Below are 18,811 nucleotides of genomic sequence, written 5' to 3'. Positions count from 1 at the left end.
CTGGCATGCGTTTGTTGGTCGAGTGCACCTATGTCTATGAACATCCCCAGGACAATTCGGGGATCCAGCGCGTGGTGCGCAATATCATCGGTCATCTCGCCGGTGTGCAGGCGGGCGTCGAGTGCGTACCGGTGATGATGACCGGCGGGCGCCTGTATCGGGTGCTGAGCCTCGAACCGCTGTCGGTCGACCGCGCCAAGAGCCGGCGGCAGAGGCTGATCATGCGCCTGGATCACGCGCGCAATCGTTACTGGTGGCTGCATTCGCGCCTCGAGCGGTTGCCGCCGTTCCGCGATTCGGCGCTGGCCAGACGTCTGCTGTACTGGCCGTGCAAGCTGCTGAGCCTGGGCATTACCCTGCCGTTGCGCGGCCTGCTCTGGCTCAACCGCAACGCCCAGCCCGCGCCGCAACGGGCGGTGGAATTGCAGGTGGAGGAAGGCGATCAGCTGCTGCTGCTCGACTCCTCCTGGCACGCCGATTTCTTCGAGCTGGCCGAACGCCTCAAGAACCAGGGCGTGGGCATCGTTTCGGTGATCTACGACCTGATCCCGCTGACCCACCCGCAGTTCTGCGATGCCGGCCTGGTCAAGGTCTTCGACCGCTGGTTCGACTGGGTGTCGAGAACCGCCGATGGCTTCATGGCCATCTCGCAGACCGTGAGCGACCAGGTGGCTGCCGAGCTGCAGGTTCGGCTGGGCGCTGCCGAGGCGGCGCGGCGTTGGCACGGGTACTTTCATCTGGGCTCGGAGCTCGACCTCAATCGCCCGGCCGCCGAGTTGCACAAGGGCGTCCGGCGGATGTTCGAGCAGCAGACGCCGGTCTACCTGATGGTCAGCACCGTGGAGCCGCGCAAGAACCACGTCTATCTGCTCGATGCCTTCGAGCGCCTGTGGGCGGACGGGGTCAATGTGCGCCTGTGCATCATCGGCAAGATCGGCTGGAAGTGCGAAACGCTGGTCGAGCGGATCAGGCGCCACCCGCAGCACGGCAAGCGCTTGTTCATGTTCAACGATGTCAACGACAAGAGTCTCGAGTTCGCCTACTCCAACGCGCGTGCGCTGGTCTTCCCCTCGCATGCCGAAGGCTTTGGCCTGCCGCTGGTCGAGGCCATGCAGCGCGGCCTGCCGGTAATGGCCAGCGATATTCCGGTATTCCGCGAAGTGGGCCAGGATTTCATGGCCTACTTCGACCTGCACGACCCGGGCAGTCTGGTCGAACGGGTCAAGGCGTTCGAGCTGTCCGGCCAGTTCCCGGCTGCCCGCGCGGTCGAACATTGGCAATGGATCGACTGGGCGGCGGCGGCTGGGCAGCTGGTGACGCGAACCCTGCACGGTATTCGTGGCACTCCGAGCAAGGCAGTGGTCGATGCGGATTGCCCTTAACGCTCGCATCCTCCAGGCGCCGCGCACCGGCATCGGCCAGTACCTGATCGAGCTGATCGCGGCGCTCGACGGCGATCCCTCGCTGGAGCTGGAGTTCTTTCATGGCTGGGGTTGGAGTCGGCAACTGCCGCCAGCGGCGTTGCCCGGCTACAGCCGCTGGGTCGCCTGGGCCAAGCAGGTGCCGGGTGCCTACCGTATTCGGCGCCTGCTCGAGCAGCGTCGTTTCGAGCGGGGGTTGCGGCATACGGCAGTGGACCTGTACCACGAGCCCAGTCTGTGGCCGCTGGATTTCCCCGGCCCGATGCTGATGACCCTGCACGACCTGACCCATGTCCACTATCCGCAGACGCAGCCGGCAGATCGCCTGGCCGAAATCGCCAGGTGCGTCGAGCCCGCGCTGGAACGGGCGCGGGTCATCCTCACCGACTCGCAGTTCGTTGCCGACGAGTTGCAGCGGCATTACGGCGTGGCGCGCGAGCGCCTCAAGGTGGCCCCGCTGGGTTATGCCCAGCGCTTTCATCCGCGACCGCTGGCCGATCTGGGCCGGGTAACGGCGCCGCTGGGCGTGACGCCGGGCGCCTACCTGCTCTGCGTCGGCACCCTCGAACCACGCAAGAACCTGGCGCTGGCGCTGCGCGCCTACGCGCTGCTGCCCGAGGCGGTGCGCCGGCGTTACCCGCTGCTGATCGCCGGCATGGCCGGCTGGCGTCGAGACGACTTTGCCGCCGAACTGCAGGCGGCCCTGGCCAGCGGGCAGGTGCGTCTGCTCGGCTACCTGGACGACGAGCGCCTGGCCGAGTTGCTGGCGGGAGCACGCATGCTGTTGTTCCCCTCGCTCTATGAGGGGTTCGGTTTGCCCGTGCTGGAGGCGATGGCCAGCGGTGTGCCGGTGCTGCTGTCGCCAAGCTCGGCACTGCCGGAGGTGGCAGGGACGGCTGGAACCTATGTCGAGGCCGGCGACCCCGAAGGCTGGTGCCGTGCCATCCTGCGCCTGATCGAGGATCAGGCCGAATGGCAGGCGCGCCGGGTGGCGGGCCTAGAGCAAGCGCAGGGCTTCTCCTGGAAGCGTTGTGCAGGTATTACCGCTGCCGCCTATCGGCAGGCGTTGGAGCACTGAATGCGCGTTCTGCACTTGTTCAAGACCTACCTGCCGGAAACCGTCGGCGGCATCGAGCAGGTTATTTTCCAGATATGCCAGAGCGGGATTGCCCATGGCATCCAGGGCGAGGTGCTGACCCTAAGCGCCGAAGACGGGCCGTCCGAGCTGATGGTGGCGGAACATCGTGTGCACCGGGCCAAGCTCGATCTGCAGCTGGCCTCGACGGGCTTTTCCTACAGCGTCCTGGCGCGACTGAAGGCATTGGCGGCCGAGGTGGACCTGATCAACTACCACTTTCCCTGGCCGTTCATGGATCTGCTGCACTTCGCTGCGCGTATCGACAAGCCGACGGTGGTGACCTACCACTCCGACATCATTCGCCAGAAATACCTGCTCAAGCTCTATCGGCCGCTGATGAACCGTTTTCTCAGCAGCACCGACCGTATTGTCGCGGCTTCGCCGAACTACCTGGAGACCAGCGAGGTCCTCAAGCGGTATCGGCACAAGACCTCGATCATCCCCTATGGTCTGGACAAGACCACCTACCCGGTGCCTTCGGCGAGCGTTCTGGATGCTTGGCGGCAGCGTTTCGGTCCGCGCTTCTTCCTGTTCGTCGGGGTCATGCGCTATTACAAGGGGCTGCACATTCTCCTGAATGCCGCCCAGGGGACGGGCTACCCCATAGTGATAGTCGGGGCCGGGCCGCTTGAGCTGGAGTTGCGTGCTCAGGCCCAGGCGCTGGGGCTGGCGCACGTGCATTTTGCCGGGCGTCTCGGCGAAGAAGACAAGGCGGCGCTGCTGCAGCTGTGCAGCGCGATCGTGTTCCCGTCGCATCTGCGCTCCGAAGCCTTCGGCATCTCCCTACTGGAGGGTGCCATGTACGGCAAGCCGATGATCTCCAGCGAGATAGGTACCGGTACCAGCTATATCAATGTCCACGGCGAAACGGGGCTGGTGGTGCCGCCCAGCGATCCGCAGGCGTTTCGCCAGGCCATGCGTACACTCTGGGACAATCCCGAACTGGCGCTGCAGATGGGGCTCAAGGCCAAGCAGCGTTATGAGCAGCTGTTTACCGCACAGCGCATGGGGCTGCAGACGGCGCAGCTGTATCGCGAACTGCTCGAGAGCAAATCACGGCACTGAAGATGAAGAACGGACTGTTCCGAGACAATTGCTCTATTGCGCTTGAGCCTGTGCGCAACTGTGCTGCTAAGCGCCACGGCTGCTCGGCCCAGATAAAACGAAAGCCCCATCGCAGCAGAGACGATGGAGCCTTCAGAAGAGCCCAACTTGGAGGGAGCTAAATCGGTGAATCAGCGCCAGAACGGCTTGCTCAGCTCGGCGTAACGCTGGTTTTCGCTGATGCCGGCGTCGGCCAGCAGGCGGGCATCCAGTCGAGCCAGCTGACGGCGGCTGACGATGCGGCGCTGCCACAGGCTGAGGGTGGCGATCAGGCGCAGCGGCCAGGAGGCCTGGTGGCTGGCGGTGCTGTGTTGGTGAAACAGGTCGGAACTGAGGGTACGTTCCATGGTGGTCATCCTTCCGCTTGTGGCGGCGCTGGTGTTTGCTTTCGATGGGCAAATTATCGCGAGCGGGGCGACGACCCAGTAGTCACAGCTGGATTAAATTGTTGTGCTATTAGATAGGTTGCTTTGTAACTGTTGCGCCTGAAACAGCGCTAATTGTACTGGTAATAAGTGAAATGGCTGGGTGCAACCGGTCAATACGAGAAAATCGCCTGCATGAGGCCTCGATTGCAGTGGCTATCAAGCGGTACAGTTTTAAATTGATCCGCTATGACGGCTGACCTGAAGTTCAGCTTTTTCCTGTCTCCCGGGCACAAAAAACCCGGCGCAAGGCCGGGTTTCCTGTCTGACTGGTCAGGGCTTAGTCCACGGCCTTGACCATGTCCTCGATGACCTTCTTGGCGTCGCCGAAGACCATCATGGTCTTGTCCATGTAGAACAGTTCGTTGTCCAGGCCGGCATAGCCGCTGGCCATCGAGCGCTTGTTGACGATCACGGTCTTGGCCTTGTAAGCCTCGAGGATCGGCATGCCGGCGATCGGTGACTTCGGATCGTTCTTCGCCGCCGGGTTGACCACGTCGTTGGCGCCGAGCACCAGCACCACGTCGGTCTGGCCGAACTCGGAGTTGATGTCCTCCATCTCGAACACCTGCTCGTAGGGCACTTCGGCCTCGGCCAGCAGCACGTTCATATGACCGGGCATACGCCCGGCTACCGGGTGGATCGCGTACTTCACGGTCACGCCGCGGTGGGTCAGCTTCTCCGCCAGTTCCATCAGCGCGTGCTGGGCACGGGCCACGGCCAGGCCGTAACCGGGCACGATGACCACGGTGTCGGCGTTGGTCAGCAGGAAGGCGGCGTCGTCGCTTGATCCCGACTTCACGTTGCGTTCCTGCTGCGCGCCGCCGGCGGCGCCGGCATCGGCATCGGCGCCGAAGCCGCCGAGGATGACGTTGAAGAACGAGCGGTTCATCGCCTTGCACATGATGTACGAGAGGATGGCACCGGACGAACCGACCAGGGAGCCGGCCACGATCAGCATCGAGTTGTTCAGCGAGAAGCCGATACCGGCCGCCGCCCAGCCCGAGTAGCTGTTGAGCATCGACACCACCACCGGCATGTCGGCGCCGCCGATGGGGATGATGATCAGCACGCCGATGACGAAGGCCAGCGCCACCAGCACGGCGAAGGCGGTGATGTCGCCGGTGAAGGTGTAGAACAGACCCAGGCCCATGATGGCCAGGCCGACCAGCAGGTTGACCAGGTGCTGGCCCTTGAACACCACCGGGGCGCCCTGGAACAGGCGGAACTTGTACTTGCCCGACAGCTTGCCGAAGGCGATCACCGAACCGGAGAAGGTGATGGCGCCGATGGCCGCGCCGAGGAACAGCTCCAGGCGGTTGCCGGCCGGAATCGCGTCGCCCAGGGCCGCGACTATGCCCAGCGACTGCGGCTCGACGACCGCGGCGATGGCGATAAATACCGCGGCCAGGCCGATCATGCTGTGCATGAAGGCGACCAGCTCGGGCATCTTGGTCATTTCCACGCGCTTGGCCATGATGGTGCCGACGCTACCACCGACCAGCAGGCCGACGATGACGAAGCCCAGGCCCTGCACGGCCAGTTCGCTGCCGAGCTTGTGGATCAGGCCGACCGTGGTGACGATGGCGATGGCCATGCCGACCATGCCGAACAGGTTGCCGCGCCGCGACGAGGTCGGGTGCGACAGACCCTTGAGCGCCTGGATGAAGCAGATCGAGGCGACGAGGTAGAGAACAGTGATCAGGTTCATGCTCATGGTCAGTGCTTCTCCGCCTGCGCTTTCGGCGCCTTCTTCTTGAACATTTCCAGCATGCGTCGGGTCACCAGGAAGCCACCGAACACGTTGACCGCGGCCAGGGCCACGGCCAGGGTGCCCATGGCCTTGCCCAGCGGGGTGACGGTGAGGGCGGCGGCCAGCATGGCGCCGACGATGACGATCGCGGAAATCGCGTTGGTCACGGCCATCAGCGGGGTGTGCAGGGCCGGGGTGACGTTCCACACCACGTGGTAGCCGACGTAGATGGCCAGCACGAAGATGATCAGGTTGTAGATGCCGTCGGAAATCAGATCCATGTCTCTACTCCTTAGCCGTTCTTGCGCACGACTTCGCCGGCGTTGCACATCAGGCAGGCCGCGACGATGTCGTCTTCGAGGTTGAGCTGGAACTGGCCTTCCTTGTCGATCACCAGCTTGAGGAAGTCCAGCAGGTTGCGTGCATAGAGGGCGGAGGCGTCCGCCGGCACCAGCGCGGCCAGGTTGGTGTGGCCTACCAGGGTCACGCCGTGCTTGACCACCACCTGGTCGGCCTCGGTCAGCGGGCAGTTGCCGCCCTGCGCCGCGGCCAGGTCGACGACCACCGAGCCCGGCTTCATCTCAGCCACTGTGCTCTCATGGAGAAGTGTCGGTGCCTTACGACCCGGAATGAGGGCGGTCGTGATGACAATATCGGCCTGCTTGGCGCGCTCGTGCACGGCCTTGGCCTGGCGCTCCATCCAGGATTGCGGCATGGGCCGGGCGTAGCCGCCGACCCCCTGGGCGCATTCGCGTTCTTCATCGGTCTCGAACGGCACGTCGACGAACTTGGCGCCGAGCGACTCGATCTGTTCCTTCACCGCCGGACGCACGTCGGAGGCCTCGATCACCGCACCCAGGCGCTTGGCCGTGGCGATGGCCTGCAGGCCGGCGACGCCGGCGCCGAGGATGAGGATACGCGCGGCTTTCACGGTACCGGCGGCGGTCATCAGCATCGGCATGAAGCGCGGGTAATGGTGCGCGGCCAGCAGCACCGCCTTGTAGCCGGCGATATTGGCCTGCGAGCTCAGCACGTCCAGGCTCTGTGCACGCGAGGTGCGCGGCGCGGCTTCCAGGGCGAAGGCGGTGATGCCGCGGGTGTTCATCCGCGCGATGGTGTCGTTGCAGAACGGGTTGAGCATGCCGACCAGCACGGCGCCGGTCTTCATATGCGCCAGTTCGGCCTCGGTCGGCGCGAGCACTTTCAGCACCAGGTCGGCGCCGAGGGCGGCGGCGTCGTTGCCGATGATCGCGCCGGCGGCGGTATAGGCCGCGTCGGGAATGCTGGCGCTGACGCCGGCACCGGCCTGGACGGTCACCTGGTGGCCTTGGCCGACCAGCTTCTTGACTGTCTCGGGCGTCGCGGCAACCCGCGTCTCCCCGGCGTGGGTTTCGAGAGGAACACCGATGTGCACTTCTAATCTCCTGCGTGATCTTTTGGGTGAACCGGCGTACTGCGCTGGCACGCTGGCGATTGGGGATCAGCACATAACCTGCCAGTTGGCGGCGGGCGCGGCGATTGTGCAATCGAACGCAGACCCTTACAAGAAGTTATGGAGTAAAAAAAATGGATTACTACAAGTAATAGGTCTATGAGAGATTTTTATATCGCGTGCAGGCCGCGCCGCATCTGAGGGGAAGCAGGTTTGCTGGGGCCTGTGCGGTCTGCCGGTCATTCATCGAACGAATGACCGTTGGTCGAATTGACTGAGGTGTAAAAAGCGGCGAACGGAACGTTCAGAATAGTGGCATGCCCCGAAAGTGCTGGGTGTGACGCGGATCGAGGCTATTGCGGCGTTGTAGTGTGACCGTAGCGGCACTACCTGTCCTTGTTGCGAGCCTTGTCTGCCGTTCTTGTCGCCTTTGTGGGCGGGTCATAAGCGCTGCTGGGGCGTTATCCCTGGCGGTAGGCGCTGGCTTGCAGCAGCAACCAGTCGCGAAATGCCTGGAGCGCTGCCGACTCGGCCTTGCGCTCCGGCACCATCAGGTAATAGGCGCGGTCGTTGTGGGGGACGGCGCGGTCGAGGGCGACCACCAGGCTGCCGTCCTCCAGTTCGCGCTGGATCAGGAAGGGTGGGATCAGCGCGACGCCCATTTCATGGCGCGCGGCCTGGGCGAGCATGGAGAACAGCTCCAGGCGCGGGCCGGTCATGTCGCGGGCCACGCTCAGGCCCTGGGCAGCGAACCACTGGCGCCAGGCATAGGGGCGGGTGGTCTGCTGCAGCAGGGGTAGCGCGGCAATCTGCTCGGCGCTGACCGGCTGCTTGCCCAGCAATGCCGGGCTACATACCGGCAGCAGGTGCTCATGCATCAGGAAATGCGCCTCGGTGCCCGACCATTCGGCATCGCCGTAGTAGATGGCGGCATCGAAGTGGGTGTCGGCGAACAGGAAGGGGCGGGTGCGGTTGGTCAGGTGTACCGTCACCTCCGGATGCAATTGTTGGAAGGCGCGTAGCCGCGGCAGCAGCCATTGGGTGCCGAAGGTCGGCACCACCGCCAGCTCGATGCTGCTGGTGCCCTGGTTGCCCATCAGCGCCAGGGTGTCGCGCTCCACGGCATCGAGTTGCGCCGCTACCTTGCGGCTATAGGCGACCCCGGCCTCGGTCAGCACCACGCCGCGCCGCGAACGACGGAACAGTTCCACATTGAGAAAACTCTCCAGGCCGCCGATCTGCCGGCAGATGGCGCTCTGGGTCAGGCTGAGCTCGTCGGCGGCCTTGGTGAAGCTCTGGTGGCGCGCGGCGGACTCGAAGGCGACCAGGGCGGCGGTGCTAGGGATCTTGCGGCGCATTTATGCCAAAGCCTCACTCATAAGCGATATATCTTGGCGATTAAGCTATCTCGAAGTGAGAAAAAAGCACAGATCTGTGCGTATTCTGCGTTTGTCCAATCGGCAAGTCAGGCCTAGGATCAATGCCATTCGGGTCGGCTCGGCCGACCGCTCACTTCACCGCTTCGAGGTTTCTCGCAATGGCCAAGGCAAGCTTCAACTGGATCGACCCGCTGCTGCTGGATCAACAGCTCACCGAAGAAGAGCGCATGGTGCAGGGCAGCGCCCGGCAGTTCGCCGCCGGCAAGCTGGCCCCGCGCGTGCTGGAGGCCTTCCGGCACGAGCGCACCGACCCGGCGATCTTCCGCGAGATGGGCGAGACCGGCCTGCTCGGCGCCACCATTCCCGAAGCCTATGGCGGCAGCGGCCTGAACTACGTGTGCTACGGCCTGATCGCCCGCGAAGTGGAGCGTATCGACTCCGGCTACCGCTCGATGATGAGTGTGCAGTCCTCCCTGGTGATGGTGCCGATCTTTGAGTTCGGTAACGAAGCCACCAAGCAGAAGTACCTGCCGAAACTGGCCAGCGGTGAATACATCGGCTGCTTCGGCCTGACCGAGCCGAACCATGGTTCCGATCCGGGCTCGATGGTGACTCGCGCCAAGAAGGTCGACGGCGGCTACCGCCTGAGCGGCAGCAAGATGTGGATCACCAACAGCCCGATCGCCGACGTGTTCGTCGTCTGGGCCAAGGACGATGCCGGCGAGATCCGCGGCTTCGTCCTGGAGAAGGGCTGGCAGGGCCTGTCCGCTCCGGCCATCCACGGCAAGGTCGGCCTGCGCGCCTCGATCACCGGCGAGATCGTCATGGACAACGTGTTCTGCCCCGAGGAGAACGCCTTCCCTGAGGTGCGCGGCCTCAAGGGGCCGTTCACCTGCCTCAACTCCGCCCGCTACGGCATCAGCTGGGGCGCCCTGGGCGCGGCCGAGTTCTGCTGGCATACCGCGCGCCAATACGTGCTGGATCGCCAGCAGTTCGGCCGGCCGCTGGCCGCCAATCAGCTGATTCAGAAGAAGCTGGCCGACATGCAGACCGAGATCACCCTGGCCCTGCAGGGCTGCCTGCGCCTGGGCCGAATGAAGGACGAGGGCACCGCGGCGGTGGAAATCACCTCGATCATGAAGCGCAACAGCTGCGGCAAGGCGCTGGATATCGCCCGCCTGGCGCGCGACATGCTCGGTGGCAACGGCATCAGCGACGAGTTCGGCGTTGCCCGTCACCTGGTCAACCTTGAGGTGGTTAACACCTACGAAGGAACCCACGACGTGCATGCGCTGATCCTCGGGCGTGCGCAAACCGGTATTCAGGCGTTCTTCTAATAGTGGGGGTGCGCCATGCGCGCCACCGAGTTGTTCATGGTGCGCGTGGCGCACCCTACGGAGAATCGCCATGCCCGGCGCCCTGTCCCATATTCGTGTGCTCGACCTGTCCCGCGTACTCGCCGGGCCCTGGGCCGGGCAGATTTTCGGCGACTTCGGTGCCGAGGTGATCAAGGTCGAGCGGCCGGGTTCGGGTGACGACACCCGGCATTGGGGGCCTCCTTATATAAAGGACGCCGAGGGCAATGATTCGCGCGAGGCGGCCTACTTTCAGAGCGCCAACCGCAACAAGCAGTCGCTGACCCTGGATTTCACCCTGCCCGAGGGCCAGGGCCTGATCCGCGAGCTGGTGCCGCAATGCGACGTGCTGCTGGAGAACTTCAAGGTCGGCGGCCTGGCGGCCTATGGTCTCGACTATGAATCGCTGAAGGCGCTCAACCCGCGGCTGATCTACTGCTCCATCACCGGTTTCGGCCAGACCGGCCCTTATGCCAAGCGCGCCGGCTACGACTTCATGATCCAGGGCCTGGGTGGCCTGATGAGCCTGACCGGGCGTCCCGAGGGTGAGGAGGGCGCCGGGCCGATGAAAGTGGGTGTGGCGCTGACCGACATCCTTACCGGCCTCTATGCGACTGTGGGTGTGCTGGCCGCGCTGAATCAGCGCGAGCAGTCCGGCGTCGGTCAGCACATCGATGTGGCGCTGCTCGACGTGCAGGTCGCATGCCTGGCCAACCAGGCGATGAACTACCTGGCGACCGGCGTGGCACCCAAGCGTCTGGGCAACGCCCATCCCAATATCGTGCCCTACCAGGACTTTCCCAGTGCCGATGGCGATTTCATTCTCGCCGTGGGCAACGATGGGCAGTTCCGCAAGTTTTGCGAGGTCGCCGGCCTTCCGGCTTTGGCTGACGATCCGCGTTTTTCCACCAACAAGGCGCGGGTCGCCCATCGTGGCGAGCTGATCCCATTGTTGCGCCAGGCGACGGTGTTCAAGACCACCGCGCAGTGGATCGAGCTGCTGGAAGCGGCCGGTGTGCCCTGTGGCCCGATCAACGACCTGGCGCAGGTATTCGCCGATCCGCAGGTTCGGGCGCGTGGCCTGCGTCTCGATCTGCCCAATGCCCTGGGCAGCAGCACGCCGCAGGTGGCCAGTCCGCTGCGTTTGTCCGCCACGCCAGTGGCTTATCGCTCGGCTCCGCCATTGTTGGGGCAGCACACCGAAGCCCTGTTGCAGCGGCTGCTAGGCATGAGCGCAGCGCAGGTCGCCGCGCTGCGCGAGGCGGGGGTGATCTGAGTCTGTTGCTCTTCTATATAAAGGGTAGCGGGGACGCTGGTCTGATATGCGCAATTTTTTGCATATCAGGGGTTTACAGCCTGCCGCGCTCATGTACAATGCGCGCCTCGCTGAGACGAACCCAGGTTCGACGAAGCGCTAAGTTGTTGAGATAGAAAGAAAATTTCTTCAAAAACAACTTGACGGAGTGAAGAGGTGCTGTAGAATGCGCGCCTCACCGAAGCGGAAGAGATGACGCTGAGGTTGCTCTAAGTTGTTGAGTAGAAAGAAAAATTCTTCGAAAAACAGCTTGACGGAAAGATGGGGTGCTGTAGAATGCGCGCCTCGGTTGAGACGAAAGACTTGACCAACTGTTCTTTAACAACTGAATCAAGCAATTCGTGTGGGTGCTTGTGGGGTAAGACTGGTAGTCGACTGATTATCAGCATCACAAGTAACACTCGTGAATTCGAGAGTTTTTTGCGATTGCTGAGCCAAGTTTAGGGTTTTCTCAAAACCCAAGCAGTATTGAACTGAAGAGTTTGATCATGGCTCAGATTGAACGCTGGCGGCAGGCCTAACACATGCAAGTCGAGCGGATGAGAGGAGCTTGCTCCTTGATTTAGCGGCGGACGGGTGAGTAATGCCTAGGAATCTGCCTAGTGGTGGGGGATAACGTTCCGAAAGGAACGCTAATACCGCATACGTCCTACGGGAGAAAGCGGGGGATCTTCGGACCTCGCGCCATTAGATGAGCCTAGGTCGGATTAGCTAGTTGGTGAGGTAACGGCTCACCAAGGCGACGATCCGTAACTGGTCTGAGAGGATGATCAGTCACACTGGAACTGAGACACGGTCCAGACTCCTACGGGAGGCAGCAGTGGGGAATATTGGACAATGGGCGAAAGCCTGATCCAGCCATGCCGCGTGTGTGAAGAAGGTCTTCGGATTGTAAAGCACTTTAAGTTGGGAGGAAGGGTATTCACCTAATACGTGAGTATTTTGACGTTACCGACAGAATAAGCACCGGCTAACTTCGTGCCAGCAGCCGCGGTAATACGAAGGGTGCAAGCGTTAATCGGAATTACTGGGCGTAAAGCGCGCGTAGGTGGTTCGTTAAGTTGGATGTGAAAGCCCCGGGCTCAACCTGGGAACTGCATCCAAAACTGGCGAGCTAGAGTACGGTAGAGGGTGGTGGAATTTCCTGTGTAGCGGTGAAATGCGTAGATATAGGAAGGAACACCAGTGGCGAAGGCGACCACCTGGACTGATACTGACACTGAGGTGCGAAAGCGTGGGGAGCAAACAGGATTAGATACCCTGGTAGTCCACGCCGTAAACGATGTCAACTAGCCGTTGGAATCCTTGAGATTTTAGTGGCGCAGCTAACGCATTAAGTTGACCGCCTGGGGAGTACGGCCGCAAGGTTAAAACTCAAATGAATTGACGGGGGCCCGCACAAGCGGTGGAGCATGTGGTTTAATTCGAAGCAACGCGAAGAACCTTACCTGGCCTTGACATGCTGAGAACTTTCCAGAGATGGATTGGTGCCTTCGGGAACTCAGACACAGGTGCTGCATGGCTGTCGTCAGCTCGTGTCGTGAGATGTTGGGTTAAGTCCCGTAACGAGCGCAACCCTTGTCCTTAGTTACCAGCACGTTATGGTGGGCACTCTAAGGAGACTGCCGGTGACAAACCGGAGGAAGGTGGGGATGACGTCAAGTCATCATGGCCCTTACGGCCAGGGCTACACACGTGCTACAATGGTCGGTACAAAGGGTTGCCAAGCCGCGAGGTGGAGCTAATCCCATAAAACCGATCGTAGTCCGGATCGCAGTCTGCAACTCGACTGCGTGAAGTCGGAATCGCTAGTAATCGTGAATCAGAATGTCACGGTGAATACGTTCCCGGGCCTTGTACACACCGCCCGTCACACCATGGGAGTGGGTTGCTCCAGAAGTAGCTAGTCTAACCTTCGGGGGGACGGTTACCACGGAGTGATTCATGACTGGGGTGAAGTCGTAACAAGGTAGCCGTAGGGGAACCTGCGGCTGGATCACCTCCTTAATCGAAGACACCGGCTTTCTCATAAGCTCCCACACGAATTGCTTGATTCATAGTCGAAGACGATGCTGTAACGCGACCCTGTTATAGGTCTGTAGCTCAGTTGGTTAGAGCGCACCCCTGATAAGGGTGAGGTCGGCAGTTCAAATCTGCCCAGACCTACCAATTGCTTGGTGCAGATGATTACGGGGCCATAGCTCAGCTGGGAGAGCGCCTGCTTTGCACGCAGGAGGTCAGCGGTTCGATCCCGCTTGGCTCCACCACTCTCGCGCGTTGCGGTAGCAGAGAAAGAGTTCAGAAATGAGCGCTTCAGGGTAGACCTGGTGAGTGCTGATTTCTGGTCTTTTGACCGGTACGAAAATCGTTCTTTAAAAATTTGGGTATGTGATAGAAGTGACTGATTAATTGCTTTCACTGGCAATTGATCTGGTCAAGGTAAAATTTGTAGTTCTCAAGACGCAAATTTTCGGCGAATGTCGTCTTCACGATTGAGATCGTAACCAGATTGCTTGGGGTTATATGGTCAAGTGAAGAAGCGCATACGGTGGATGCCTTGGCAGTCAGAGGCGATGAAAGACGTGGTAGCCTGCGAAAAGCTTCGGGGAGTCGGCAAACAGACTTTGATCCGGAGATCTCTGAATGGGGGAACCCACCCAGCATAAGCTGGGTATCACACACTGAATACATAGGTGTGTGAGGCGAACCAGGGGAACTGAAACATCTAAGTACCCTGAGGAAAAGAAATCAACCGAGATTCCCTAAGTAGTGGCGAGCGAACGGGGACTAGCCCTTAAGTTGATTTGAGAGTAGCGGAACGCTCTGGAAAGTGCGGCCATAGTGGGTGATAGCCCTGTACGCGAAACTCTCTTGTCAATGAAATCGAGTAGGACGGGGCACGAGAAACCTTGTCTGAATATGGGGGGACCATCCTCCAAGGCTAAATACTACTGACTGACCGATAGTGAACCAGTACCGTGAGGGAAAGGCGAAAAGAACCCCGGAGAGGGGAGTGAAATAGAACCTGAAACCGTATGCGTACAAGCAGTGGGAGCCCACTTTGTTGGGTGACTGCGTACCTTTTGTATAATGGGTCAGCGACTTATATTCAGTGGCGAGCTTAACCGAATAGGGGAGGCGTAGCGAAAGCGAGTCTTAATAGGGCGCTTTAGTCGCTGGGTATAGACCCGAAACCGGGCGATCTATCCATGGGCAGGTTGAAGGTTAGGTAACACTGACTGGAGGACCGAACCGACTACCGTTGAAAAGTTAGCGGATGACCTGTGGATCGGAGTGAAAGGCTAATCAAGCTCGGAGATAGCTGGTTCTCCTCGAAAGCTATTTAGGTAGCGCCTCGTGTATCACTGCTGGGGGTAGAGCACTGTTTCGGCTAGGGGGTCATCCCGACTTACCAAACCGATGCAAACTCCGAATACCGGCAAGTGTCAGCACGGGAGACACACGGCGGGTGCTAACGTCCGTCGTGAAAAGGGAAACAACCCAGACCGTCAGCTAAGGTCCCAAAGTTATGGTTAAGTGGGAAACGATGTGGGAAGGCTTAGACAGCTAGGAGGTTGGCTTAGAAGCAGCCACCCTTTAAAGAAAGCGTAATAGCTCACTAGTCGAGTCGGCCTGCGCGGAAGATGTAACGGGGCTCAAACCATACACCGAAGCTACGGGTTCATCTTAGGATGAGCGGTAGAGGAGCGTTCTGTAAGCCTGTGAAGGTGAGTTGAGAAGCTTGCTGGAGGTATCAGAAGTGCGAATGCTGACATGAGTAACGACAATGCGAGTGAAAAACTCGCACGCCGAAAGACCAAGGTTTCCTGCGCAACGTTAATCGACGCAGGGTTAGTCGGCCCCTAAGGCGAGGCAGAAATGCGTAGTCGATGGGAAACGGGTTAATATTCCCGTACTTCTAGTTACTGCGATGGAGGGACGGAGAAGGCTAGGCCAGCACGGCGTTGGTTGTCCGTGTTTAAGGTGGTAGGCTGGTTTCTTAGGTAAATCCGGGAGATCAAGGCCGAGAGCTGATGACGAGCGTTCTTTTAGAATGCGAAGTGGTTGATGCCATGCTTCCAGGAAAAGCTTCTAAGCTTCAGGTAACTAGGAACCGTACCCCAAACCGACACAGGTGGTTAGGTAGAGAATACCAAGGCGCTTGAGAGAACTCGGGTGAAGGAACTAGGCAAAATGGCACCGTAACTTCGGGAGAAGGTGCGCCGGTGAGGGTGAAGCATTTACTGCGTAAGCCCATGCCGGTCGAAGATACCAGGCCGCTGCGACTGTTTATTAAAAACACAGCACTCTGCAAACACGAAAGTGGACGTATAGGGTGTGACGCCTGCCCGGTGCCGGAAGGTTAATTGATGGGGTTAGCGCAAGCGAAGCTCTTGATCGAAGCCCCGGTAAACGGCGGCCGTAACTATAACGGTCCTAAGGTAGCGAAATTCCTTGTCGGGTAAGTTCCGACCTGCACGAATGGCGTAACGATGGCGGCGCTGTCTCCACCCGAGACTCAGTGAAATTGAAATCGCTGTGAAGATGCAGTGTATCCGCGGCTAGACGGAAAGACCCCGTGAACCTTTACTATAGCTTTGCACTGGACTTTGAGCTTGCTTGTGTAGGATAGGTGGGAGGCTTTGAAGTGGGGACGCCAGTTCTCATGGAGCCATCCTTGAAATACCACCCTGGCAACCTTGAGGTTCTAACTCTGGTCCGTTATCCGGATCGAGGACAGTGTATGGTGGGTAGTTTGACTGGGGCGGTCTCCTCCCAAAGAGTAACGGAGGAGTACGAAGGTGCGCTCAGACCGGTCGGAAATCGGTCGTAGAGTATAAAGGCAAAAGCGCGCTTGACTGCGAGACAGACACGTCGAGCAGGTACGAAAGTAGGTCTTAGTGATCCGGTGGTTCTGTATGGAAGGGCCATCGCTCAACGGATAAAAGGTACTCCGGGGATAACAGGCTGATACCGCCCAAGAGTTCATATCGACGGCGGTGTTTGGCACCTCGATGTCGGCTCATCACATCCTGGGGCTGAAGCCGGTCCCAAGGGTATGGCTGTTCGCCATTTAAAGTGGTACGCGAGCTGGGTTTAGAACGTCGTGAGACAGTTCGGTCCCTATCTGCCGTGGACGTTTGAGATTTGAGAGGGGCTGACCTTAGTACGAGAGGACCGGGTTGGACGAACCTCTGGTGTTCCGGTTGTCACGCCAGTGGCATTGCCGGGTAGCTATGTTCGGAAAAGATAACCGCTGAAAGCATCTAAGCGGGAAACTTGCCTCAAGATGAGATCTCACTGGAGCCTTGAGCTCCCTGAAGGGCCGTCGAAGACTACGACGTTGATAGGTGGGGTGTGTAAGCGCTGTGAGGCGTTGAGCTAACCCATACTAATTGCCCGTGAGGCTTGACCATATAACACCCAAACAATCTGCAAGGGCATGAGCCTGCGACAGAGGGTGTCGATGGTGAAGTCGACTGAATGCCGAAGATTTGCACGAGAGCTACAGGCCCAAGGGCCAAGCCAAACGACTGTCACATACCCAATTCGCTGTAACGGCTAACCCCGCGACAGCAACAAATTGCTTGACGACCATAGAGCGTTGGAACCACCTGATCCCATCCCGAACTCAGCAGTGAAACGACGCATCGCCGATGGTAGTGTGGGGCTTCCCCATGTGAGAGTAGGTCATCGTCAAGCTCCTATACGAAACCCCAGATCGCCAACGCGGTCTGGGGTTTCTTCTTTGCGCCGGGAAAGCTTTGCGAGCAAAGCTCGCTCTACAGCTCCTACAGGCAGAGCCGCCTGGACGAGGCATTATGCGTTTTGATCCACGAATGACTAACTGCCGCGTGCTAGACTCGCGCGCTTTCGTTCTGTGGTGATTGTCCTTCGTGCCCCACGCTGCCCTTGCCCATCCGCCGCGCTGGCTGACCTGCGCCCAGCTGCATCCGCAGCCGACCGCCGGGGTGCGCGACTGGCTGTTCAACCAGGACTCGTTGACCCGCCGCCTCACCGCGCTGTCGCATGACGGTTTCTCCGTTACCCCGCTGGACGAGGGCTGGCAGCGCCTGCGCAGCGACGAGTGCGCCGCGCTCGGCGTCGCTGAGGGCAGCCAGGGCTGGGTGCGCGAGGTGTACCTGCGCGGCCACGGCCAGCCCTGGGTATTCGCCCGCAGCGTGGCGGCGCGCAGCGTACTGGAAGGCTCCGGGCTGAACCTGGCCGAGTTGGGCAGCCGTTCGCTCGGCGAGCTGCTGTTCAGCGATCGCGCCTTCGACCGCGGCGAGCTGCAGGCCTGCCGCTATCCCGCTGCCTGGCTGCCGCAAGAGGCGCGCGCCGAGCGTCTGTGGGCCCGGCGCTCCTGTTTTAGTCGCGGGCCCCTGGGGGTACTGGTGGCCGAGGTGTTTTTACCGCAATTCTGGGCCGCAGCTGCTATCGAGCCTTAGGCCGGGGCAGGCGCAGCGGTACCCATCACCTGCATAGCCATGATGGGTTACGCCGTTACGCGCCTAACCCATCCTACACATCGCTCCCTTATACTCCGCGCAACCTCCACGGAGACGCTTCGATGTACACCCGCCTGTTGCAATCGACCACCCGCCTGCACCCACGCGCCTGGGACTTCATCCAGCTGATGCGCCTGGACAAGCCGATCGGCATCTACCTGCTGCTGTGGCCGACGCTGTGGGCGCTGTGGGTGGCGGCCGAAGGCGTGCCCAGCGCGAAGAACCTGTTCGTCTTCGTCGTCGGCGTGATCCTGATGCGCGCCGCCGGCTGCGTGATCAACGACTACGCCGACCGTAACTTCGACGGCCACGTCAGCCGCACCCGGGCCCGCCCGCTGGCCAGCGGCAAGATCCAGCCGCGCGAGGCGCTGATCCTGTTCGCCGTGCTGGTGGCGCTGAGCTTCGGCCTGGTGCTGCTGACCAACGCCGCGACCATCTGGCTGTCGTTCGGCGGCCTGGCCCTGGCGGCCTGCTACCCCTTCATGAAGCGCTACACCTTCTACCCCCAGGTGGTGCTCGGCGCGGCATTCTCCTGGGGCATGCCGATGGCCTTCACCGCCCAGACCGGCAGCCTGCCGCCCGAGGCCTGGCTGCTGTACATCGCCAACCTGCTGTGGACCGTGGCCTACGACACCTACTACGCCATGGCCGACCGTGAGGACGACCTGAAGATCGGGGTCAAGTCCACCGCCATCCTGTTCGGCGACGCCGACCGTCTGATCATCGCCACCCTGCAGGGACTGACGCTGCTCTGCCTGCTGCTGGCCGGCGCGCGTTTCGAGCTGGGGCTCTGCTTCCACGCCGGCCTGCTGGTCGCCGCCGCCTGCTTCGCCTGGGAGTACCACGCCACGCGCAACCGCAAGCCGATGGCCTGCTTCAACGCCTTCCTGCACAACCACTGGGCGGGGCTGGCGATCTTCGTCGGCATAGTGCTGGACTACGCCTGGCGCTGAAGCAGGCCGCGCACCTGTCATATCGCT

Annotated in this window: 12 protein-coding genes, 2 tRNA genes and 3 rRNA genes; 12 read left to right on the top strand and 5 right to left on the bottom strand. The window is 60.9% G+C overall.

Annotation, left to right across the window (positions count from 1 at the left end; all coding sequences use genetic code 11):
* The first annotated feature begins 5 nt into the window (after positions 1-5).
* The 3 genes from AC1G9C_RS24210 to AC1G9C_RS24200 are packed head-to-tail and all read left to right on the top strand — an operon-like array spanning position 6 to position 3,624.
* Positions 6-1,382 (top strand): glycosyltransferase family 4 protein, encoded by a 1,377-nt coding sequence (locus tag AC1G9C_RS24210; RefSeq protein ID WP_457788533.1) that lies wholly within the window; start codon positions 6-8, stop codon positions 1,380-1,382.
* On the top strand, positions 1,366-2,499 hold the full coding sequence (locus tag AC1G9C_RS24205; RefSeq protein WP_457788534.1) for a glycosyltransferase family 4 protein: 1,134 nt from the start codon (positions 1,366-1,368) through the stop codon (positions 2,497-2,499). The genes AC1G9C_RS24210 and AC1G9C_RS24205 overlap by 17 nt, the downstream gene beginning before the upstream one ends.
* Positions 2,500-3,624, top strand: coding sequence for a glycosyltransferase family 4 protein (locus AC1G9C_RS24200; protein ID WP_457788535.1), 1,125 nt, complete (start codon positions 2,500-2,502; stop codon positions 3,622-3,624).
* Between the two features lie 170 nt (positions 3,625-3,794).
* Here AC1G9C_RS24200 and AC1G9C_RS24195 read toward each other — a convergent pair whose 3' ends face one another.
* From AC1G9C_RS24195 to AC1G9C_RS24175, 5 genes are all read right to left on the bottom strand, one after another.
* Positions 3,795-4,010, bottom strand: a complete 216-nt coding sequence (locus tag AC1G9C_RS24195) for a DUF1127 domain-containing protein (protein WP_021443449.1) — start codon at positions 4,008-4,010, stop codon at positions 3,795-3,797.
* Positions 4,011-4,368: 358 nt separating this feature from the next.
* Entirely contained in the window at positions 4,369-5,805 is a 1,437-nt protein-coding gene (locus AC1G9C_RS24190) for an NAD(P)(+) transhydrogenase (Re/Si-specific) subunit beta (protein WP_397487458.1), read from the bottom strand.
* Between the two features lie 2 nt (positions 5,806-5,807).
* Positions 5,808-6,122 carry an NAD(P) transhydrogenase subunit alpha part 2 gene (locus AC1G9C_RS24185; RefSeq protein WP_016490057.1) on the bottom strand — a complete coding sequence of 105 codons (315 nt, stop codon included), beginning with the start codon at positions 6,120-6,122 and terminating at the stop codon, positions 5,808-5,810.
* Between the two features lie 11 nt (positions 6,123-6,133).
* Positions 6,134-7,255, bottom strand: a complete 1,122-nt coding sequence (locus AC1G9C_RS24180) for a Re/Si-specific NAD(P)(+) transhydrogenase subunit alpha (RefSeq protein WP_122109976.1) — start codon at positions 7,253-7,255, stop codon at positions 6,134-6,136.
* A gap of 479 nt (positions 7,256-7,734) precedes the next feature.
* On the bottom strand, positions 7,735-8,631 hold the full coding sequence (locus AC1G9C_RS24175; RefSeq protein ID WP_480409025.1) for a LysR substrate-binding domain-containing protein: 897 nt from the start codon (positions 8,629-8,631) through the stop codon (positions 7,735-7,737).
* Between the two features lie 179 nt (positions 8,632-8,810).
* Between AC1G9C_RS24175 and AC1G9C_RS24170 the strand changes: the two genes are divergently transcribed.
* The 9 genes from AC1G9C_RS24170 to ubiA all read left to right on the top strand — a co-directional run bounded on the left by AC1G9C_RS24170 (position 8,811) and on the right by ubiA (position 18,784).
* On the top strand, positions 8,811-9,989 hold the full coding sequence (locus tag AC1G9C_RS24170; RefSeq protein WP_480409024.1) for an acyl-CoA dehydrogenase: 1,179 nt from the start codon (positions 8,811-8,813) through the stop codon (positions 9,987-9,989).
* Between the two features lie 70 nt (positions 9,990-10,059).
* Positions 10,060-11,283, top strand: coding sequence for a CaiB/BaiF CoA transferase family protein (locus tag AC1G9C_RS24165; RefSeq protein ID WP_480409023.1), 1,224 nt, complete (start codon positions 10,060-10,062; stop codon positions 11,281-11,283).
* 509 nt (positions 11,284-11,792) lie between these two features.
* A 16S ribosomal RNA gene (locus AC1G9C_RS24160) occupies positions 11,793-13,329 on the top strand.
* Positions 13,330-13,414: 85 nt separating this feature from the next.
* A tRNA-Ile gene (locus AC1G9C_RS24155) sits at positions 13,415-13,491 on the top strand.
* Positions 13,492-13,513: 22 nt separating this feature from the next.
* Positions 13,514-13,589: transfer RNA gene (locus AC1G9C_RS24150), tRNA-Ala, on the top strand.
* A 258-nt stretch (positions 13,590-13,847) separates the two neighbouring features.
* Positions 13,848-16,739 (top strand): 23S ribosomal RNA (locus AC1G9C_RS24145).
* Between the two features lie 170 nt (positions 16,740-16,909).
* Positions 16,910-17,025, top strand: a 5S ribosomal RNA gene (rrf, locus tag AC1G9C_RS24140).
* Together the 16S, 23S and 5S rRNA genes with 2 tRNA genes alongside form the textbook arrangement of a ribosomal RNA operon.
* 194 nt (positions 17,026-17,219) lie before the next feature.
* On the top strand, positions 17,220-17,771 hold the full coding sequence (locus AC1G9C_RS24135) for a chorismate--pyruvate lyase family protein (RefSeq protein ID WP_457788541.1): 552 nt from the start codon (positions 17,220-17,222) through the stop codon (positions 17,769-17,771).
* 122 nt (positions 17,772-17,893) lie between these two features.
* On the top strand, positions 17,894-18,784 hold the full coding sequence (gene ubiA, locus AC1G9C_RS24130) for a 4-hydroxybenzoate octaprenyltransferase (RefSeq protein ID WP_397498664.1): 891 nt from the start codon (positions 17,894-17,896) through the stop codon (positions 18,782-18,784).
* Positions 18,785-18,811 lie beyond the last annotated feature (27 nt).

This window comes from Pseudomonas sp. ABa2, assembly GCF_056676075.1.
Note: the sequence above shows the minus strand (reverse complement) of the source record. Positions and strands in the feature narration are given on the sequence as shown.